Source organism: Candidatus Brachybacter algidus, from assembly GCF_016707225.1.
Taxonomy (GTDB): domain Bacteria; phylum Bacteroidota; class Bacteroidia; order Chitinophagales; family Saprospiraceae; genus Parvibacillus; species Parvibacillus algidus.
On the sequence record NZ_JADJID010000007.1, the window covers coordinates 1 to 21,323 of the forward strand.

The 21,323-nt window shown below is 39.0% G+C and carries 24 protein-coding genes and 5 pseudogenes; 27 read left to right on the forward strand and 2 right to left on the reverse strand.

The features are described 5' to 3' along the window. Positions 1–27: 27 nt before the first annotated feature. The 10 genes from IPI15_RS17380 to IPI15_RS17425 all read left to right on the forward strand — a co-directional run bounded on the left by IPI15_RS17380 (position 28) and on the right by IPI15_RS17425 (position 3,970). Positions 28–213 carry a hypothetical protein gene (locus IPI15_RS17380; RefSeq protein ID WP_287421580.1) on the forward strand — a complete coding sequence of 62 codons (186 nt, stop codon included), beginning with the start codon at positions 28–30 and terminating at the stop codon, positions 211–213. Between the two features lie 54 nt (positions 214–267). After that, positions 268–591 (forward strand): hypothetical protein, encoded by a 324-nt coding sequence (locus IPI15_RS17385; RefSeq protein ID WP_287421583.1) that lies wholly within the window; start codon positions 268–270, stop codon positions 589–591. Between the two features lie 254 nt (positions 592–845). Continuing rightward, positions 846–980, forward strand: a complete 135-nt coding sequence (locus tag IPI15_RS17390; RefSeq protein ID WP_287421585.1) for a hypothetical protein — start codon at positions 846–848, stop codon at positions 978–980. Continuing rightward, positions 955–1,236 (forward strand): hypothetical protein, encoded by a 282-nt coding sequence (locus tag IPI15_RS17395; protein WP_287421588.1) that lies wholly within the window; start codon positions 955–957, stop codon positions 1,234–1,236. Before IPI15_RS17390 ends, IPI15_RS17395 begins: the two co-directional genes overlap by 26 nt. Next, positions 1,233–1,709, forward strand: a complete 477-nt coding sequence (locus IPI15_RS17400) for a hypothetical protein (protein ID WP_287421591.1) — start codon at positions 1,233–1,235, stop codon at positions 1,707–1,709. Before IPI15_RS17395 ends, IPI15_RS17400 begins: the two co-directional genes overlap by 4 nt. Before the next feature lie 48 nt (positions 1,710–1,757). Continuing rightward, positions 1,758–1,928, forward strand: coding sequence for a hypothetical protein (locus IPI15_RS17405; protein ID WP_287421593.1), 171 nt, complete (start codon positions 1,758–1,760; stop codon positions 1,926–1,928). 278 nt (positions 1,929–2,206) lie between these two features. Further along, entirely contained in the window at positions 2,207–2,383 is a 177-nt protein-coding gene (locus IPI15_RS17410; protein ID WP_287421595.1) for a hypothetical protein, read from the forward strand. Positions 2,384–2,463: 80 nt separating this feature from the next. Continuing rightward, positions 2,464–3,135: a hypothetical protein gene (locus tag IPI15_RS17415; protein ID WP_287421597.1), complete on the forward strand. Its 672-nt coding sequence runs from the start codon at positions 2,464–2,466 to the stop codon at positions 3,133–3,135. A gap of 10 nt (positions 3,136–3,145) precedes the next feature. Continuing rightward, positions 3,146–3,328 (forward strand): hypothetical protein, encoded by a 183-nt coding sequence (locus tag IPI15_RS17420; RefSeq protein ID WP_287421599.1) that lies wholly within the window; start codon positions 3,146–3,148, stop codon positions 3,326–3,328. 513 nt (positions 3,329–3,841) lie between these two features. After that, positions 3,842–3,970: a hypothetical protein gene (locus IPI15_RS17425; protein WP_287421602.1), complete on the forward strand. Its 129-nt coding sequence runs from the start codon at positions 3,842–3,844 to the stop codon at positions 3,968–3,970. 1,345 nt (positions 3,971–5,315) lie between these two features. Here IPI15_RS17425 and IPI15_RS17430 read toward each other — a convergent pair. Further along, positions 5,316–5,576, reverse strand: coding sequence for a hypothetical protein (locus IPI15_RS17430; RefSeq protein WP_287421603.1), 261 nt, complete (start codon positions 5,574–5,576; stop codon positions 5,316–5,318). A 40-nt stretch (positions 5,577–5,616) separates the two neighbouring features. Then, positions 5,617–6,180, reverse strand: a complete 564-nt coding sequence (locus IPI15_RS17435; RefSeq protein WP_287421604.1) for a hypothetical protein — start codon at positions 6,178–6,180, stop codon at positions 5,617–5,619. Between the two features lie 411 nt (positions 6,181–6,591). On the opposite strand from IPI15_RS17435, the pseudogene IPI15_RS20000 reads away from it, so the two are divergent. The 17 genes and pseudogenes from IPI15_RS20000 (at position 6,592) to IPI15_RS17540 (ending at position 21,285) form a co-directional block, all read left to right on the forward strand. Next, positions 6,592–7,813 (forward strand): annotated as a pseudogene (locus IPI15_RS20000) (IS256 family transposase). Between the two features lie 513 nt (positions 7,814–8,326). Then, positions 8,327–8,728, forward strand: a complete 402-nt coding sequence (locus IPI15_RS17445; protein WP_287421606.1) for a thiamine pyrophosphate-binding protein — start codon at positions 8,327–8,329, stop codon at positions 8,726–8,728. A 2-nt stretch (positions 8,729–8,730) separates the two neighbouring features. Further along, positions 8,731–9,225, forward strand: a complete 495-nt coding sequence (locus tag IPI15_RS17450) for a thiamine pyrophosphate-binding protein (protein WP_287421607.1) — start codon at positions 8,731–8,733, stop codon at positions 9,223–9,225. Positions 9,226–9,292: 67 nt separating this feature from the next. Then, positions 9,293–10,186: pseudogene (locus tag IPI15_RS20005) on the forward strand (transketolase family protein). A 42-nt stretch (positions 10,187–10,228) separates the two neighbouring features. Continuing rightward, complete coding sequence (locus IPI15_RS17465) at positions 10,229–10,408, forward strand: hypothetical protein (RefSeq protein ID WP_287421609.1); 180 nt, start codon at positions 10,229–10,231, stop codon at positions 10,406–10,408. A 5-nt stretch (positions 10,409–10,413) separates the two neighbouring features. After that, positions 10,414–11,130: pseudogene (locus IPI15_RS17470) on the forward strand (trans-sulfuration enzyme family protein). A gap of 85 nt (positions 11,131–11,215) precedes the next feature. Continuing rightward, positions 11,216–11,371 carry a PLP-dependent transferase gene (locus tag IPI15_RS17475; protein ID WP_287421610.1) on the forward strand — a complete coding sequence of 52 codons (156 nt, stop codon included), beginning with the start codon at positions 11,216–11,218 and terminating at the stop codon, positions 11,369–11,371. Between the two features lie 1,462 nt (positions 11,372–12,833). Further along, positions 12,834–13,424 (forward strand): hypothetical protein, encoded by a 591-nt coding sequence (locus IPI15_RS17480; RefSeq protein ID WP_287421611.1) that lies wholly within the window; start codon positions 12,834–12,836, stop codon positions 13,422–13,424. Between the two features lie 377 nt (positions 13,425–13,801). Beyond that, entirely contained in the window at positions 13,802–14,281 is a 480-nt protein-coding gene (locus tag IPI15_RS17485; RefSeq protein WP_353845326.1) for a prephenate dehydratase domain-containing protein, read from the forward strand. Between the two features lie 145 nt (positions 14,282–14,426). After that, positions 14,427–15,575, forward strand: coding sequence for a pyridoxal phosphate-dependent aminotransferase (locus IPI15_RS17490; RefSeq protein WP_287421612.1), 1,149 nt, complete (start codon positions 14,427–14,429; stop codon positions 15,573–15,575). Beyond that, positions 15,569–16,404: pseudogene (locus IPI15_RS20010) on the forward strand (prephenate dehydrogenase). The gene IPI15_RS17490 and the pseudogene IPI15_RS20010 overlap by 7 nt, the downstream one beginning before the upstream one ends. 310 nt (positions 16,405–16,714) lie before the next feature. Beyond that, positions 16,715–17,810: pseudogene (locus tag IPI15_RS20015) on the forward strand (chorismate mutase). Between the two features lie 873 nt (positions 17,811–18,683). Further along, on the forward strand, positions 18,684–19,514 hold the full coding sequence (locus tag IPI15_RS17520; protein ID WP_287421615.1) for an energy transducer TonB: 831 nt from the start codon (positions 18,684–18,686) through the stop codon (positions 19,512–19,514). A 178-nt stretch (positions 19,515–19,692) separates the two neighbouring features. Next, positions 19,693–19,923, forward strand: a complete 231-nt coding sequence (locus IPI15_RS17525; protein WP_287421616.1) for a hypothetical protein — start codon at positions 19,693–19,695, stop codon at positions 19,921–19,923. 72 nt (positions 19,924–19,995) lie between these two features. Further along, complete coding sequence (locus IPI15_RS17530) at positions 19,996–20,304, forward strand: hypothetical protein (protein WP_287421617.1); 309 nt, start codon at positions 19,996–19,998, stop codon at positions 20,302–20,304. Between the two features lie 286 nt (positions 20,305–20,590). Further along, a complete protein-coding gene (locus tag IPI15_RS17535) occupies positions 20,591–21,019 on the forward strand; it encodes a hypothetical protein (RefSeq protein WP_287421618.1) in 429 nt (142 codons plus the stop codon). After that, a complete protein-coding gene (locus IPI15_RS17540) occupies positions 21,010–21,285 on the forward strand; it encodes a hypothetical protein (protein WP_287421619.1) in 276 nt (91 codons plus the stop codon). Before IPI15_RS17535 ends, IPI15_RS17540 begins: the two co-directional genes overlap by 10 nt. Positions 21,286–21,323: the final 38 nt, after the last annotated feature.

Consider the following 21,323-nt stretch of genomic DNA (forward strand, 5'->3'; position numbering starts at 1 on the left):
CCTTGACATCACTCAACAGTTGCAGCCTTGTCAAGCATTACAAGTTCCAATCCTGCTGTTCCGACTATTACCATCACAAGCAATGGTGTGACGGTTCAGAACTTGACTTTAACCAATCCAAATGGTCAAATGGCAGTATCAACAAACAACAACAGCAATATTACGATCACGGGCAACCACATCACCAAAGTAGGTGGAAGCTGGTTTAGTTAGCCAGCCGGTAAATTCTATCAGCATCTCCGGTACTGGAAATGCAGTGATACTATTATGGTTACAAATAATACAATAGATAACTTAACCGGTGGTAATTTCGGAAGCGTAAGTGCCGTTACGGTAGGTTATGAACCTAATAACTTTGATGTAACTGCTCTGACGATCAGTGGCAATACAATAACGAACATTAGTGCGGTGAATACACCATGGGCTAGTGGTGGAAAGAGGGCATACGATCTTTTATTGAACCTGGGTGCCACGGGCTGGGAAAAATTGTATCACCTGCAATTAGTAGTAATACAATCACTGCCCTGGATGGCCTTTGGGCGCACGGTATCGGCCTTGAAGGCAATACGCCGGGAGCAACTGTTTCGCTAAACACAATTAATAATGTGACTGGCCACCTGACGGGTGTACCTACAGCAGTCCTGTTAAGGTAGAAAGTAACCTGGTTGCAGGTACAGTAGTCATCAACTACAACAACTCAGCCTTGTTGAATACAGGGTACTAGATGTAACGGGTATTAAAGTAGATGCAAAACCTACAGCTGGTGGTGGTGATGGTGATGATTCCGGTCCTGGCGTAGTCAAGCCTTTGGGAGTATTGGTATCAGTAGATATCGATTTCTGTCCATGGCAGATGGCCCTAGTGGAATTGATGTCATAGTTGCAGCAACTACGATGGCTGCAACCGAAACTGGTGGGTTGCCAATGATGATGGAACCATTTGTATTGGACAATCGTGACCTTAACAATTTCAGGTGCTAAGGCTGGTTCGACGTATCTGGTCAGGTCAGCCGGAGCTACTACTGCTTCTATAACAGAAAGCCCGCTTGCTACGACGACATATTCAGTAACAGTAAGTTATGGTGGATGTACTGCTACATATCCTCAGCAGATCATCGTCAATCCACTACCAGTGGCTACGATATCATATTCTGGATCACCATACTGTACTGAAGGCACAGCTACAGTGACCAAACAGGCCAAACAGGTGGTACATATACATCCACAGCGGGTTTGAGTATCAATTCAGTTTCAGGAGACATTAACTTACGAACCAGCACACCTGGTACTTATACAGTAACATATAGTTTCACTGATGTAAATGGATGTAGTTCGACTACTACTTCAGTGACAGTTACAGCACCTGTAGCTTACAACGTACAGAAAGACTTATATTACTGTACAATTCAATCAGCGATTGATGATGCGAGTACAATGATGACTCAAACGGTCGAAGTGTTGGACGGCATAAACACTGAGAGCTTAACGATTGATAGGGCATTGACCTTGACATCACGCAACAGTGCAGCCTTGTCAAGCATAGCAAGTGCCAATCCTGCTGTTCCGACTATAAGCATCACAAGCAGTGGTGTGACGGTTCAGAACTTGACCTTGACCAATCAAATGGTCAGAATGCAATATTTACAAACAACAACAGCAATATTACGATCACGGGCAACCATGTCACCAATGTTGGTGGAGCTTCATTAAATAAGCCAGCCGGTAAATGCTATCAGCATCTCCGGTACTGGAAATGCAGTGAGTACTATTGCGGTTACAAATAATACAATAGATAACTTAACAGGTGGTAATTTCGGAAGCGTAAGTGCCATCACAGTAGGTTATGATTCCGGTAATTTTGACGTAACTGCTCTGACAATCGGTGGCAACACCATTACTGATATTGACGCGATGATTACCATGGGCTAGTGGTGGACGCGGTGCATATGGTATTTTGTTAAACCTTGGAACGGTGGGAACTGGAAAAGTAGTATCCCCTGTAATAAGTAGTAACTCAATCACCGATTTAGAAGGCCTTTGGGCGCACGGTATCGGCCTTGAAGGACAATACGCCGGGAGCAGCTGTTTCGCTAAACACAATTAATAATAATGTGACTGGCCACCTGACAGTTGTACCTACAGCAGTCGCTGTTATGAAAGTAACCTGGGTGCAGGTACGGTAGTCATCAACTACAACAACTTCGGCCTTGTTGAATGCAGGGGTACTGAATGTAACGGGTATTAAAGTAGATGCAAAACCTAACTGGTGGGGTGGTGGTGATGATTCCGGTCCTGGCGTAGTCGGCACTGGCACAGGAGTATTGGTATCAGTAGATGTCGATTTCTGTCCATGGCTTGATGGCCTAATGGAATTGATGTCATAGTTGCAGCAGCTACATTAGCTGTAACCCGGGAAACTGGTGGAGTTGCCAATGATGATGGAACCATTTGTATTGGACAATCAGTGACCTTAACAATTTCAGGTGCTAAGGCTGGTTCGACGTATCTGTGGTCAACCGGAGCTACTACTGCTTCTATATCAGAAAGTCCGTTGACAACGACGACATATTCAGTAACAGTAAGCTATGGTGGATACAATGCTACATATCCTCAGCAGATCATTGTAGATCCACTGCCTACAGCTACAATAGCTTATGCTCAGGCTGAATTTTATTGCGATAGGCACTGCGACAGTGACTCAAACAAGTCAGGCAGGTGGTATGTATTCTATATTGCCAGCAGTGCTTCCCTTAATACTGTAACAGGAGCTATAGATTTAAGCACTACTGCACCAGGCACATATACAATTACTTATAGTTTTACTGGAGCTACAATGTGTTCTAATACTACTAATACTACAGTGACCGTTAATCCGCAACCTACGATTTCAATTTTGACGATAACAGGTGTTCTTTGCAGCGGACAAAGTAATGGAACTGCAAGTGTTCTTGCTGTGAACAGTACTGGAACATTTGATTATCTATGGAATGATTCTGCTCCGACTATGACGCCTGCTATAAGTGGATTAACAGCTGGAACATATATGGTCACTGCCACGGATGATAAAGGATGCTTTGTATCTACCTCTGTGACAATTACACAACCGGCAGTTCCTACGGTAGTGATTATATTATAACCAATGAAACATGCAAACTTGTGATAACGGAAGTATTACAGTTATTGCGACTGGTGGAACAATGCTTTATGAATATTACCAAAGATGGAGGGCCAACTGGCAGTCCTCTAACCTATTTATGCTTTACAGGCCGGATCCTATTCTATGGTTGTCAGAGATCACAATGGATGTGAAACAGTATCTGATATCGTAGATCACAGAACCAGGTGTATCCTGATTTGACACCGGCTTTAGTTTTCTCTTCTACAATATTGTTCGGGAACAATAGACGAGGTGGTTAGAATAAGAAATATCAGAACAGCGGCTACAACTGGTACAATCACATTTAGGGTTACAAATTATGCACCTGCAAATGGTTTAGTTATAACCAATTCATCCGGATGCTGATGTGACAATAGGTGGAGATACCTGTGTTTGATCACAATGACTTTACCTGGACTTTTAGTGGTGAGTTTATTGTATTCACATCTAGGGCTGGAGTATCAATTCCGGCGAATCAAACCAAAAAAATTGGTTTAAGAAAATTACGCGAACCGGCGGTGGAAAAGGAACAGTTAGACATCAGTAAATATAGTTAATGGTTTCTGGTGGCGAAAATAACCCGCCGAATAACACATTATCTAATACACTTATAAAATTTAATCACCTTAATTAAAAGTTAAAAACTATAAATGATGAAAATTATAAATTGATCATTTGCTTATTCTTGCTCTTAGGCTCAGCACTTGCTAAAGCTCAAGCTACTTACGATTTTCAAGTAGTAGCGGTATCTCCTGTTCCTTTCTCATTGACTGTCGGAGAAAGAGGAAGATATTCATTGATGTTGGGTATTTAGGTGATGCCTGTGCCTATTAGGGGTATTCGGGTACAGCTTTCGATCTCAGGTGAAATTGAAATTCCTCTTCCTGTTAACTTTTCTGATAATGGATGTTATTTGTCCAGTTCTATTGGGCTGTTACATACATTGCATACATTAATGGTAATACAAGTTGTACTCAAAAATATGGTGGGAGTGATGAACGATGGTGTTTCATGTTCTATAGACTATTCCTTTTATAGGTAAAAGTGTAAGTTGCGAGGATTGTGGAGCAATATCTTGCAATGCATCATTTACTGATGAAGCGATCGGAATCGGTGATACGAATGGGAATAATAATTCTGCCACGGCACTCTTCACTGTTAGCGCTCCCTTCCTATCAAACTAGGTGAGTTTAACGCCAAAGTAGATGATTGTTCATCAGTAAATGTCACATGGAATACGTATAGTGAGGAAAACTTTGACCGTGCAGAAGTTCAAAAGTCTGTTGATGGTAGAAACTTTGTAACAATAGGTTCGTAAAAACTAAAGGTAATGGCGCCTCTATGAATAACTCTTATGTTTTCACAGACAATACTCCTTTGGTTTCAGGTGCTGTTTATTACGAGACTTAAGGCTATAGATCTTGACAATTCGATTAGCTACTCAAGGTCGCTACTGCCATTGGAAAATGTGATAATGCCATGAGATATGAATATATCGAATCCGACACATGGAGAGGCTAACGTTACATTTCAGGATTTAAGACCAATAATATGCAGGAAATGCTGTTGTTGAATGTCAAAGGAGATGTGGTGAAAAAATTTCAAAATGGATCCTCTTTCAAACAACAATTTAAATATCAGCAGTGCCATCAGGCGTTTATTATTTAAAATTGGTGGATGAATCAATCGTGCTTCAGAAGAAATTTATAAAAGTTAATTAACAATCCCTTATTTAATATTGGTATTTTAAGAAAAATACCACACTTAAGAGGCACCCACTTTGGGTGCTTTTATTTTAGAAGAGTGATAATTGGCCTTGAAGTAAAACTCAAGGCAATTGAACGAGATTAATTTTTATTCCTATTTTGAATTAATCCTCATCACACTGAATAGGTTGCAGGACTAAAGCCCTTTCATAGCTATCCTTCGATCCGTTGACTGAAGTCAACGGCAAATTACTAACGAATTGAAACTAGATAATTTGCAATTTGCTGAGTTAAAACTCAAGGCAATTGACCGAGTAAATTAGATTTCAGATTAAATTTCCAATATTTCACAAGTAATTTGCCGTTGGTTTTAACCAACGGATCATAATCAACTTTGATCGGACTTCCGGTCCAGTAATTTATCTAATCAAATAGTGCAAAATACTATTTCAACTAGAATGTTTCCGCTGCCTTTTTTATCTCATTGATACTCACCTCTGACATGTCATTTGTGGTGCCAAAAAGTATGTAATAATTACTGTCAGTGGGCAAGATCAACTGATATAGATATTCTGGAACTCTTGTTTTTATGTTTTTACCTTTTGATATTATTTCATACCCGGATAAATCGCCAATGACGATATCTGCTGAACGTTTAATACTATCTACCTCAAAAGGTGTTTGCTTCAGTCTATTAATTGAAAAATCCTTCAAGTCCTCTGTATTGGCATTTTTGAAAACGATTTAGATATTGTCAAAGATGTCTTGTCATCTGACTTTGTTGGCAACCATCTACGGTGTATATCAGGGAGTTGGACATATTGACAGCAAATTTTAATTTTGTGCCAGTTACTTCAATGGTATATTCGACTGTTTCAAGAATATTGACCTGTTTTTCAGCTTCATAATATGTGGACAATAAACATTTTTTAATATCACCGGATAACTTAGTCAGGTGTTCGGGAAACACACCATTGATCATAATAGTCTCCTTTTCTGTTCCAAAAATTAAAATATATTTTGTATATATATTGCCATATGCACTTTGCTTCCCTTGCACTAATAAGGCTGGCAGACCATTCAATAGGATTTGGTCATCGCTTATCATTTGGACCCCTGTAGACAATAAATTTTCTTTTGTAATACCTTTAGATGTTTCAGAAAAAGGTCCCGGAATATTTAATACCATGATGCTGGATCCCGATGCCTCCTCTTGAAATCCCAGAAAATTCACAGCCTTTGTAAATCCATTAGGCGGAATTAAGCTAATCTTAGTGCCTTCTACATTTTGGTAATCAGATGTGAGTTTGTTTGACAATTTTTATCTGTGCTGTAACCAAAGCAATGGTCATGACAAAAAGTATTGTAAGGTATTTCCTGGTCATAGTTTTGATTAAAAGTTTGATGATTCAGTAAAGTGCAAAATTATGATTATTAAAAAGAATAAATGTTAAATTTTTTATTGACAGGAATAAATTGGCTGGGACTAAAGTCATATATGAACATCCACTGATCCGTTGACTTTAGTCAGCAGCAGGTGTGAAACTAGATATTTTAGAATTAGCCATGAGTTGAAACTCAAGGCTATTGAACGAATTAATTCAGATACTAATTTTGAGTTATCTCACCCTCTGAATAATCTGTCATTGGTTATAACAAAGAAGACAGCAATGATGCTTTTGATCAGCCAGATCTCGGTACTAAGCCATAAAGTGTGTAAGTTATAAAAATGAATAAATTTATAACGAAAAACAAAAAAGCAAATGGATTCAAAGATTTTATCAGTGATGAGATTTTAAAGCAATTTAAGACAGGAGATGAATTGATGAGTTTCTAACATCGATTCAAAAAGAGGGATAGAAAGATGCTAGAGGGCGAAATGGATAGCCACCTTGGATATGAAAAGCACGATAAAACCGGTGCACCAAACTCAAGAAATGGGTTTAGTAATAAGAAGATTAAAACTAGTTTTGGAGAGGATAACATTCAGGTACCAAGAGATAGAGATGGTAGTTTTTCACCGATGCTTGTTCCAAAGCGAAAAGGAATGGCTGAAGGTATAGAAAATATCATCATTTCATTGTATTCAAGGGGCATGAGTAATAGCGATATAGAAAACCAGATCAGGGATCTATACAATGTGAAGTATCAACTTCCAACGATTTCAAGAATAACAAATGCTATAACAGAGGATATTGTAGCATGGCAAAATAGGCCGCTGGAAGATGTCTATTTGATTGTCTGGTTAGATGGAATTGTATTTAAGGTAAAGAGAACAATCCAGGTAATAAACAAGACGATTTATATAGCGATCGGCCTGAGGCAAGATGGTATAAAGGAAGTGTTGGGTTGTGGCTAGGGTGGAAAAGGCTCCAGCTTTTGGATGAGTGTGATGACAGACATGAAAGCACGTGGTGTAAATGATATACTCATAACAGCTACAGACAATTTTAAATGGTTTTACGGAAACGATCAAAACGGTTTTCCCACAATCAAACACTCAAATATGCATTGTCCATCAGATCAAATGCATGCAAATTTGTGTCATATAAAGACCGAAAGCCATTTACAGCTGATATGAAGAAAATATATGGAGCGCCAACGAAACAATCAGCAAGCAGCATTGAGACTTTGCAATGACTTGGGAAGATAAGTATCCGTATTCAGTACAATCTGGAGGACTAACTGGGATGAATTAACGACTTTTTCAGCTTCCTTAGAAATCCGTAAGATTATGTATACAACTAATTTAATAGAGAACCTGAATGGAAAAATCAGAAAATATACAAAAACAAGCTTTCTTTTCCAACTGATGAATCTGTTATGAAATCAGTTTATCTGGCTCCATAAGAAGCTACGGGAAATGGTCCATGCCTATTCATAACTGGGGCGTGGTAACCAATCAATTTATTATTATCTTTGGAAGATTAACCAATTTTATGAAAGCTTAGGGAGCCCAAAACAACACACACTTTGTGGGATAGTGTCCAGATCTCCCCGTTCGCTGTTCGCTGTTCGCTTCTTCACTTCCTCACTTCTAAGCAATTATCGCTTGCAGCATCAATCGTGAGATTCAGCCGGCTCTTACCGTTCGCTGTCCTGCTCCCACACCTCCTCACCCTCTCACCTCCTCACCCTCTCACTTCCTAAGTAATAATCACCTGCATCCTCAACCATGGGAGATTCAGCCGGCTCTTACCGTTCGCTGTTCCCTTCCACACCTCCTCACCCTCTCACCTCCTCACCCTCTCACTTCTAAACAATAATCGCCTGCAGCCTCAACCGTGAGATTCAGCCGGCTCTTACCGTTCGCTGTTCGCTGTTCGCCGTTCACCTCCACACCTCCAAAAAAATTTGCCTCTACTTTCTAGCCTCTAAAATCTAGTGTCGACTTCTGACCTCTTACTTCTGACCTCTGATTTCTATTTTTATCTTACCTTTGCGCCTTAATTAATCCATAGGATATGAGAGACAAAGTAGAAGATATTGATGAATTGAAGAAAATCGCCACCCAAGTGCGTCGCGACATTCTTCAAATGGTTTTCAACGCCTCCAGCGGACATCCGGGTGGTTCACTCGGGTGTGCAGATTTCATGACTGCGCTATATTTTAGAGTCATGACTCAATCGGATGAATTTAAAATGGATGCAAGAATGAAGATGCCTTTATCATTTCCAATGGCCATATCTCTCCGGTGCTTTACAGTGTGCTGGCAAAGAAAAGGTTATTTTCCAGTAGAAGAACTGTCGACCTTCCGTAAATTAAATACCCGACTTCAAGGACACCCGACGACCCATGAAGGATTGCCGGGCATCAGGACAGCCCTCTCTGGTTCTTTGGGTCAGGGATTCTCTGTCCCGGTGTAGGTATGGCATTAGCGAAGAAGATGGATAAAGATCCGGGATTCGTATTTGTTTCCACTGGTGATGGCGAACTTCAGGAAGGTCAGATCTGGGAAGCAGCGATGTTTGCTCCTTTTCATAAACTAGACAATTTAATGGTGACTGTGGACTGGAATGGCCAGCAAATCGATGGTACCAATGATCAAGTATTAAGTCTTGGTGACCTTGAAAGTAGAAAATGGCGAACTTTCGGTTGGAGAGTAGTCGTCACAGATGGCAATGATATGGAGTCCATCGTCAAAGCCTTGGAAGAAGCTAAAACACATGTAGGTACGGATATTCCAACTGTCATCCTTATGAGAACGAATATGGGTTGTGGTGTAGACTTTATGATGGGCACACGCATGGCACGGAAAAGCGCAAACAAAGAGCAACTTGATAAAGGGTTGTCACAGCTGGTGAGTTCTTTGGATGACTTTGTTTACAATGAAAATTATTCGGCACCAAACCATAAACACTAAGATATGAATATCAACGATATAGTTTCGACAGGAGAAAAAGGCCACCAGGGACGGTTTTGGTGAAGGCTTGCACGAAGCAGGACGAAGAAATGACCAGGTGATGCACTTTGTGCAGATTTACTTGGTTCACTAAAAATGGAAGCTTTTATAGAAGATTTTCCTGACAGGTTTGTACAGATGGGTATTGCCGAAGCTAATATGATGTCCGTCGCTGCAGGCCTTTCTACTACTGGTAAGATCCCTTTTACCGGTACATTTGCCAATTTTTCTACAGGAAGAGTATACGACCAAATCCGCCAATCTATTGCTTACTCAGGCAAAAATGTAAAATTTGTGCTTCTCATGCTGGGCTTACCCTGGGTGAAGATGGAGCAACTCATCAGATGCTGGAAGATATCGGCATGATGCATGCTTCCAGGCATGACGGTGATCTGCCCGATTGACGCTAATCAAACTAAAAATGCGGTGCTTGCTATTTTGGATCATGTAGGTCCGGTATACTTGAGGTTCGGAAGACCTGACTGGCCGGTATTTACAGGAGTGGACGAACCATTTATCATAGGTAAAGGCGCAGACGCTGGGTAGTGGAACAGATGTAAGCATCATGGCGACTGGACTAATGGTATGGAATGCGGTAGAAGCGGCGAAACAATTAGAGGCTCAAGGCATCTCTTGTGATGTCGTCAGTATTCCGACGATCAAGCCGCTGGACGAAGCTGCTATCGTCGCCTCCTTAGCTCCGAACAGGTTGTGCAGGTCACTGTCGAAGAACACCAGATCAATGGTGGTCTTGGGGAGGCTGTAGCTCATGTTGCTGCTAAAAATACTGCCTGTCCAATGGAATTTATAGGTGTCAATGACAGCTTCGGGGAAAGCAAAACCATTGGATCTTTTGAAAAAATATGGCCTCGACGTGCCTGATCTCGTTAATGCAGCTCTAAAAAGTTATAAAAGAAAATAATGGCTAAAAAAGTGAAAGAAACGACTCCACGGACCCAAAACAATGAAGTTCAACAGTAAAGGTGATCCATGCCAGGAGTATCTCCCGGATCCTTCTACTGGAGCTATCATGACACCGATATTCCAGACTTCTACTTATGTTCAGGATGAACCTGGTGTGCACAAAGGACACGAATATGGTCTACCAGCAATCCTACAAGGTCTGCCCTTGAAGCCAATCTAGCAGCTTTGGAGAATGGAAAGTATGGACTTTGTTTCTCCAAGTGGACTGGAGCTATGGATACTTTGCTGAAAATGCTCAATCCTGGCGATGAGATCATTTCTACAAATGACCTCTATGGCGGTTCGTACAGGTTGATGACACGTGTTTACAGTAGATTCGGTATCAAAAGTCATTTTAATTGGTTAAATGACACTGTCCAACTGGAAAAATTGATCAATCCACGCACCAGACTTATCTGGATAGAAACTCCAACTAATCCAATGGTGGTTTATCGTCGACATTAGAAAAGTGACGAAGATCGCTGAGAAATACGGCATCATTACTTGTGTGGACAATACTTTGCTTCACCTTATCTTCGGCGTCCTCTGGATCTGGGAGCAGATATAATTCTGCATTCTTGTACTAAATATCTTGGTGGTCATAGTGATGCTGTCCTTGGAGCATTGGTTTGCAATAAAAAAGAAATTGACGATCAGCTGAGGTTTTTGCAGAATGCATGCGGAGCGACTCCCGGACCAATGGATTGTTTCCTTATCCTGAGAGGTATTAAAACATTACATATCAGAATGAAGCGTGCATGCCGAAATGCAGGAAGACTTGCTGAGTTTTTGAAGAATCACCCTGCCATAAATAAGGTCAATTACCCGGGATTTAAGACACATCCAAGCCATCAACTTGCTTCTACGCAGATGAGTGACTTTGGGGGCTATGGTTTCTTTTGACCTGAAAAAGATTCATTGGAATCTGCTGTCGGAGTACTCAAGAAATTCAAAATGTTTAGCCTGGCAGAATCTCTTGGCGGTGTAGGTGTCTTTGGTAGGGCATCCTTCTACAATGACACATGCTTCTATTCCAAGAGAGGAACGTCTGAAAGTTGGACTTACAGATTCATTGATCCGATTGAGTGTGGGCATCGAAGATATTGAAGATCTTATGGCGGACCTTGATCAGGCTTTGAGTTAATGGAGTAGCAAGGATTGATATGATTAATCATTAAGGACAAAAAAAGAGTTTAAGTTATTCAATATAGGTAAGAATTGGGGTAAGTAACCTGGTTTGGAGTCTGCTTTTGCCGCTTCTGGTTTATAGAGCCATATATCTCGGTGCGCTGCACCTTGGTACTGCCCTTATTTTATTTTCTATAAATACAAAGGTGCGCTGCACCAATGCAATGCAAAAAAGGTGCAGCGCACCAAAATATTTGTAGTAATAAGTGTGCAAGAGAAATAAGGTGCAGCGCACCGTGATATGAAATATTTGGTTACTTAATAAATGCGTTTTTAGACACCTGTTAGAGATTGAATAATGATAACTCAATTTGCAACAAGTGATGCATGAAAATATCCATAAAAGCCTGCGAACCTCACCGTTATGGTTTCAATTGCCAACAAAAATTTGAAATAGGTCATAAGTTGAACTATTGGTCAACTAAAGTATTATGGCACGCTTAAATTTTCAATTTAGTTAAAATTATCACCTATATATAATTCATAAAAAACCCTTGAAAAGGGTTGGAACAAAACTCAGTTACCTTGGGGAATCAGAGCCCCGGGGGTTCTAATATTCATAGGAGTTTATACTTTTCGATAAATGAAGAGATCATAATCAATTCATTAAACCATGAACTTCTGCTTTATAAATCTTGATAAAAGAATAATTTCTTCTTATTAAACGACTCACCTTCCATGCATCAATGAACGCTTCCATGCGAAAACATAAAAAACCCTGATAAGGGTTGAATAACAATAGCCCCGGTCCCAACCAACCCCTGAATTAGGTTGAATTATTTACCTCAATTAAATATGTCAGATTCATTTCTTTTTAAGTTAAATTGACATAAAAAATTACATCCCTCAAATCCCCAAAAAGTAAAAATTATGAATCAATTTACGATTTGGAAAATAATTCCAGTTCGAATAACCTGATAAGGGTTGACGCCGCGGGTGGGGGGGGGGGGGTAAATATGTCAGATTTATTTCTTTTAAGCTATTAAAAGTTCAATTGTCAGGACGGCGATGTATATTCTAATCACAGAACAGCCCCATAAAAGTAAAAATTATGAATCAATTAACGATACGCCATCTACCTTCTAAAATCAACCATCTACCTTAGGTTTTTAACCGCTGAACCATGACTTTATATTATATTGAGCTTTAAATCAATTATATTGGAAACAGTATTTAACTGGAATGACTATTCGATAAAGCGGGATGACCTGCATATCATCTGTTATCTGGACGGTGACTTGCTTTATTGTTGTGAATATACCGACAATCAACATGATTATCAGCTGGAGTTAAAGTGCCGGTTAAAGGATTTGCCATCGATGAAAAGGGTCAGTTATGAAATGCAAAAGTTTCATATTAAAACATTTTGGATTAAAAGCTCTTGAAGAAATAGAGATAAAACTTAAAGAAGAAAGAGGTTGATAGAAGATGAATTTTTGTTATTCAGGCAATTTATTCTTAAGGATGAGGCATTAGCTCTGGTTAAAAAATTAGATGAAGGTGGCATAGAGGCCATCTTTGGGGATAATAAAGCTCCATTTGATGTGACATTTGAAAGTGCAGACCTACTCATTGCAGGATCCTCTGATGAAGCTATCCATGACCTGCCAAATGATTATTATTTATATTCATTTACCATAGATGCATTATATCATATCCTTGCCAGATATGACGAATGGGGTGAGATAGATCTCGCCCTTGCAAAAAAAATACTGACCGAACGTGGAGAGAACATCGATGATGAATTGATAAGAATTTACAAAGAGAAACGACTTGCCCAGCTCGCTAAACCCGAGAAAGTAAATAAAAGTTGGTTGATTCTCTCTTATTTTCTGGCATTAACTGGTATCTATGGCATCGCATTTGGCCATATTATTTACTCGTCTAACAAGACACTTCCGGATGGAAAGGTGTTACCAACCTACACAGAAAATGATGCAAAGGAGGAAAATCATCTTTTATATTGGATTATTAGCCTGCATTATTTTCCTATTAATGAAGATTTTTAATAGTAAATTATAGAAAATATATAGTAAAGAATAAAAATTTTAGTCTATAAAACATAATAGTAATGGACTTTTGACCAATTTCTAACCAAAGTCATAAAAATTAAATAAATAAAAATAGGTATTTTATTTTTAATAAGTATACATTTACAATATGAACACAGCACAAGGATTCGGTTTTTATTTTTATTTTTACTTTAGAGAGAGTAGGCCGGATCGCTTTTGCTATAATTAAGATATAAATTAATAAACATAAGAATCCTGGCCGCAAGCCGGGATTTTTCATTTAAGTCAATGAACAATCCAGTTTACATAATCATACTCCAATAAAAAAGATAGCCATTCAGGGTTATGAGGGAAGTTTCCATCAGGAAGCAGCGTTGAATTTCTTTGGTGAACATATTTCTATCCTACCTTGTGATAATTTTCCTGAAGTTTTCAAAGTTGCAGCGGATGCCGCTCAGTCTGACGCCGCTGTCATTGCCATTGAGAACTCTATAGTAGGTAGCATCCTGCCCAATTATAATCTTCTACAAGAGAGTAAGCTCATCATTACCGGCGAGATCTATCTCAATATTAGCCAAAATCTTCTGGTATATCCGGGCGTCCGAATAGAGGATGTCCGTGAAGTTCGTTCGCATCATATGGCTATAAGACAATGTAGAAATTATCTACTCGACTTTGACTGGAAAGTAATAGAAACAGAAGACACCGCTCTTAGTGCCAAACATATCAGACAACATCACAGTAAACATGTGGCTGCTATCGCTTCCAAACTGGCTGCCGATATGTATGATCTTGAAATTCTTACACCGGACATCCATACGATGAAAACTAATTATACAAGACATGGAGTTTGATTCAATCGAACAATTTGATAAAGTAATAAACATGATCCGATCTCTTACTGTGGAATTGAAAATATATGGTGTGTACAAGAAGGGAAGTACCATTTAAAAAAAAGATAAATGATCAAAGAAAGTATTAAAACCTCGACAAGGCTGGATGGTATCCGGAGAATATTATTTCTCGACCAAACTCAAAGAAATCGAATCACTCAATAGAGCCGGCAAGAATATCATCAATCTGGGAATAGGTAGTCCTGATCTTCCTCCTCATCCTGATGTCATAGAAGAGCTAAATAAACAGAGCCAAAGGCCCGATGCACATGCCTATCAGAGTTATAAAGGTAGTCCCATCTTACGGCGGGCCATAAGTAATTGGTATGCGCAATGGTACAATGTCGAGCTCGATCCTGCATCAGAGATTCTGCCACTGATAGGATCTAAAGAAGGGATCATGCACATATGTATGACTTACCTTGATAAAGACGATATAGTGCTGATTCCAAATCCCGGGTATCCAACTTATAGCAGCGCTGTGAGGTTGGCGGGTGGCCAAGTTGCAGCATACACATTGGATGAGTCGAAGAATTGGGCACCTGATTTTGAAGAACTTGATTCTATGGTTTTATCGGCTCATCACCCTGTGAAATTGTTGTTTGTAAGCTACCCTCAGATGCCAACAGGTGCGGGTTCAGATCGGGATATTTTTGAAAAAATTGTCCGATTTGCTATCAAACATGATATACTTATCATTCATGACAACCCATATAGCTTCATCTTGAATGATAGTCCGATGAGCATGTTAGAAATTCATGGAGCAAAGGAAGCCGTTATAGAACTTAATTCCTTGTCTAAGTCTCACAATATGGCGGGATGGAGAGTTGGAATGATATGTGCGGCAGAACAAAGGATCAATGAGATCATCCGTTTCAAAAGTAACATGGATAGCGGAATGTTCTTGCCCGTCCAACTTGCTGCAGCAAAAGCATTAGAACTAGGGCAAGATTGGTTCGATAAGTTAAACAAAGTTTATAAAGAACGGAGGGAGAAGGTGTACGAATTACTAGCATTGTTGAAATGCACCTTTCATACCGATCAAAACGGAATGTTTGTTTGGGCCAAATGTCCTACTGATTGCAAAGATGGTTTTCATTTGAGTGACGATGTGCTGTACAATGCGAATGTATTCATAACTCCGGGTGGTATCTTCGGAAGTGCAGGTTGTAATTATGTAAGAGTAAGTCTTTGCAGTACTAATGAGAAACTCGATGAAGCAATTAAGCGAATAAAAACAGCTGATCTATGGTAGTCACGGTGATAGGTATGGGGCTGATCGGTGGGTCTTTGGCGCTTTCCTTGCGTGAACATGGGCTATCTAGCAAAATAATTGTAGTAGATCAGAATGATGTACATGTGGAGAGGGCCTTGGCCTTGGGTTTAGCGGATGAGACTATGGAGCTGTTGGATGCAATAAATGTTTCCGAGCTCATCATTGTAGCCGTTCCGGTTGATATTGCTGTGAAACTTTGTCCTCAAATACTTGATCTTGTTACCGATCAGATGGTCTTTGATGTTGGATCTACCAAGTCTAGCATTCTACAAGCCATCCACAATCATCCGAATCGAGGGCGTTTTGTCGCCAGTCATCCCATGTGGGGAACAGAATTGAGTGGCCCAGATGCTGCCATCTCAGGAGCTTTTGTCGGAAAGGCAGTTGTAATAACTGATCCTGAACACGGTGATAAGATTGTTCTGGAAAAAATAGAATCTATCTTTTCAATTCTTGGGCTCCATATTTTGAAAATGAGTAGTGCAGACCATGATCTTCATGCAGCTTATGTAAGTCACATTTCGCACATCACTTCATTTGCATTGGCCCACAGTGCTGGAAAAAGAAAGAAGAAGATACCATTTTCCAGTTGGCAAGTGGTGGATTCGAAAGCACAGTCCGCCTCGCAAAGAGTAATCCAGCGATGTGGGTGCCGATCTTCATGCAGAACAAGGAAAATGTCCTGGATGTATTGAATGAGCACATCTCACAATTAAGAAAATTTAAAAGTTGCCTCGAAAAAGAAAACTATGAATATCTATACGAACTCATTGAAAATGCGAATCGGATAGGGAAGATATTGCCGTGAAAGAAATGGTGAATGGTGAATTATAAATGATGAATTATAAATGATGTGTGATAACTATATACATCAATAGCAAACGTAACGCCATTCTAACTTCTAACTTCTAATTTTAAATATGATAGAAATAAAATTTAATAATGAGCAATTAATTAATAATTATAAATGATAAATGATGTGCGATAAGTGATGTGCGATATTTCACATAGTTTAATTGATAACCACATACATCGATAGCAAAACTAACGCCATTCTAATTTCTAATTTCTAACTTCTAATTTCTAATTTTCAAAATAACTCTTAACAATCATACACCATGATACAGACATTAAACACAACAAAACCGATCGAAGAGATCTTAAACAAAAAGCCTTTGATCATCTCCGGACCGTGCAGTGCAGAGACAGAGGAACAAGTCATTGCAACAGCCACCAGACTTGCAGCCACAGGTAAAGTTGATATCCTGCTTGCAGGAATCTGGAAGCCAAGGACCCGTCAAGGAAGTTTCGAAGGAATCGGCACCAAAGGTCTTCCTTGGCTGCAGCGAGCGAAAAGGAAACCGGATTACCGGTGACAGTTGAAGTTGCTACAGCGAAGCAAGTGGAAGATGCCTTGCATTTTGATGTAGATGTGCTGTGGATAGGTGCCAGAAGTACAGTCAATCCATTCAGTATACAAGAAATGGCCGATGCATTAAGAGGAGTTGACGTGCCCGTATTGATTAAAAATCAATCAATCCTGATCTTGAACTTTGGACTGGAGCCGTTGAAAGGATTGCAAAAGCAGGGATTAAAAAAATCGGTTTAATTCACCGAGGATTCTCATGCTATGGCAATGCTGAATACAGAAACGCTCCGATGTGGCACCTAGCCATTGAGATGAAGCGTAGAAATCCGGAATTGATCTTTATCAATGATCCGTCTCACATTTGTGGTCGAAGAGACATACTCATGGAAACAGCTCAAAAGGCTATAAATCTTGATTATGATGGCCTCATGATAGAAAGCCACATAGATCCTGACAATGCTTGGAGCGATGCTAAACAGCAAGTTACTCCGGAAAGATTGGCAGAAATGCTTGAGTCCATGATCTGGAGACATGAAGCTCCGGAGAGTGAAGATTCACTTTCAAGACTCGAGAAGATGCGTCAACAAATCAGCCATCTTGATGATGAATTGATGCAAATACTTGGTCAAAAGGATGAAGATCGCTGATGAAATTGGTTCTTTCAAAAGGAGAACAATATTACCATCCTTCAGACTACCAGATGGAATGAAATATTATCAACTGCATTTGCCAAAGGAGACATGCTTGGGTTGAGCCAAGAATTTATTACAAGGTATTTTGATGCAGTGCACATGGAGAGTATTAACCATCATAATAAGGTGATGGATGGGGAGGGTGATTGTTAATTATTAGGTGTTTATTGTTAATTGTTAGGTGTTAATTATTAATTATTATTCTGTACATCACTTCAGTTTTTAACCTCATTAATTTTTTATTCTTAATGTTTAATTATAGTTTCAGAGTTGCTCATTTCATTGATAATTTATGATTTAAATAAATAACTCAAGTTTCGGCAGTTAAGAAACAAAGGTAGATGGCTGATGTTTAGATGTTAGATGGAGCTTAGTCAATTGATTCATATTTTTCTTTAATAAGTTTAGTAGAAAAAGTATCCATGTGATTGATGGAAAGCCATCTAAAAATCACCTTCTAACATCTAACATTTTATTATAATTTAAATTTTTTTCTTCAAAAAGGAAAATTTGACTACCGAAACTTGAGTAAATAAGTTTTTGCTAATAAAATTATTTAAAACACTGTCCGTCTATGGTTAAATTTGTATCTTGAATTAAATTCATTTGCTGTACTCAATAATCGAAGTCTAATTCTAACTTCTAACTTCTAATTTCTTCTGACTTCTTAACTTCTATCATTGATTGAGTACTATCAATACTTCTGGAGTTTATTTTTAACGCAGAAACTTAGATTATTAGAGAAATGAATTTTTAATATTAATTGGATTGAAGAGTGTCGGAAACAAATTTTTACTAAACTTAGTAATAAATATTTGTACAGGCGGATATTTGTTTTCTCTATTTGTAATGTTAATTGGTTATTCCAAATTGCACAAAAGTTACATTTCAATAATTAAGTTGTCTCTTTTATTAAATCTACCTGATAAGGGCACATAAAGCATATGCTTTAAAAATAAACGTAAATATACGTTGATTCACGCAACGTTATAACTTATGTTTACGTTATGATAAAAATACATTATCATGACAAGCGAACAAATTTTAAAATCAGACATGTTGGACATCCTTTTTGATGGTCGTAACAAAGCTTATGGAGCATATGAATTAAGAAGAAAATATGACAATGATCTTGGCCATGCGCTTTTGGTAGGTGTCCTGATCACGGTTTCATTTTTTGGCTATTCCTACTACAATGACATTTTTGTAACAAAAGAAATTCCGCCTACGGAAATTATTTATGATGTATCTGGTGGGTTTAAGATCTTGCCAGAACAAATTATTCCCGAGGTGATTAAGGCAAAACCTGCTGCACAAAATGCTTCCAAGACAATTTCTTTCACTGCACCAATAATTTCAACAAAACCAATACATGAAACACCAATTGCCTCTGCTGCAGAATTGGAACATGACAATCCCGTTGGTATTTCACAAGAGGGTATAGAATCCGGTCCGGTGAGTATAGATCCTACCTTAGGCGTGGAATCGGGGTTAAATGGTGATGTTGTGCCAAATATACCGGATGAAAAAGAGGACAATGTGGTTAGAAATTATGTGGAACAAATGCCGGAATTTCCAGGCGGATTATCTGCACTAATGTTATGGTTATCGAAGCATCTGGAATATCCTAAAGAAGCAGTTAGAAATGGTCTTGAAGGAAAGGTAATCACCCAATTTACTGTTGAAAAAGATGGATCTGTGACCAATGTAAAAGTAATCAGAGATGGTGTAGGTGGCGGCGCTGGTGACGAAGCAGCTCGAGTGGTAGGTATAATGCCGGGATGGAAAGCAGGGATGCAGAACGATAGACCGGTAAGGGTATTGTACACATTGCCGATCGCGTTTTCATTGAAATAAGATCCTTTAATTTCCGAGGGGAATACTGTAGGGACAGGTCGCGACCTGTCCCTGCAGTATTCCCCTCGAAAATTAACGCGAAACAAAATATGACAAAGCCTCAGATTATTTAACAATACATTTCAGTTTTGTCAACTTAAAATGCGTGGTTTTTGCTACTTTTGCAAAAAAATAACACATGTTTACCATCAATATATATCTAAGAATAGCAGCCATTGTAGCTAGTATTATAATTGGAGTAGTCCTAACCATGCTTTATGGCTTCTGGTATGCATTTCCTTTATATCTTATAGCAGTAGTATTACTCTCAGGGTACCTGTTGGTTGGAACTGTTCAGTCTGCAAGTCAACTTATGCAGATTCAAGACATGGAAGGGCAAAGAAAGACTCAATATGACGATATTCCCTAAGTTACTTTTTGGTCCCGGAAGATCTGCATATTATATGTAAAGGCTCATTGGCCATGCAGGGCAAGGACTACAATGAAGCAAGAGTTGTTCAAAGAAAGCGAAAACTCTAAATATACTACAGACAATGAAAAAGCCATGATCTATCTACAGCAGGCCAATCTCGCTGCTGTAAAGCAAAATTATAAGGAAGCTGCAATGTTTGTCAAAAAGACAGATGATCTTAAGATCACTGAACCGATGATTAGAGATCAAGTAAAGCAGTTTAAACAAGCCATTGGTAAAACTGGTCAAATGAATATGCAGAACAGAATTGCAGCAGCTAACAGGGAGGATCAAAACAAGGCAGACCTAGGATGCGCTAAGACAGGATCTGATGCATAAAAAAATTGGCTGTTTCCTACTTTTTTCAACTTCATAGCTTTAAATCGACTTTTAGTATTAGTATTGATTATACTTAGCTCCACTGTTTGTCTTGCCCAGCAGATAGCAGTAGACACGATTAGTTTGTAGGGTTAAAAAGAACAAGACCCTATCTATTATCAAGGGAACTTACCTTCCAGCAGGTGATACCATTCTTCTTAAAGACATTCAGGATATATTCGCTGTCAATGAAAAAAGGCTTCAAAATACAGGTCTCTTTGTCGAAGTAAGAATGAATGTCTTAGCCTTGGAAATACAAGAAAAAAAAGCTCATATCCAGATCAATCTCAAAGAGGCTCTATTCATATATCCCGCACCATTGCTGGAATTCCTGGACAATGATTTTAATAAATGGTGGCGCAACTATGACCGTTCGCTGAAGACACTGAGTTATGGTCTTTATCTCAAACACATTAATCTTACCGGCAATGGAGATGAGATGACACTGTATGGGCAAGCGGGATTTACCAGAAGAATCTCACTGGATTATGACTTTCCATTTGCCAATAAATCCAATACGCTCGGCTTTGGATTCGCTACTTTCTATTCTGCAAATAAGGAAATTGCTTATAAAACCAAAGACAATTATCTTCAATTCGAAAGAGATCTTGAAAAGATCAGCTCACAAGGACGAAGGTGGGTGTCAGGGCCGTATATCGACCAAAATTGTTCATAAGGCATCACTTATTGCTTAATTATTATAGTTTCAAAGCTTCCGATTCTTTGACTCAATTCTACAATAAAGATTATTTTAATGGCCAAAGCAAACTAAAATTCTTCGAATTAGAATATGCAGCCGTATTTGACACAAGAGACATCGTGCCATATGCCATGAAAGGTGATCATATTATTGCTTATGTAAATAAGACCGGATTCAGTAAGAATAATGACATCAACGTGTTTTATGCCGGGTTGCTGGCATATCATTACATCGATATCTGATAGGTGGAGTCTGGAGAATATCGGTGGTGGAAGATTTA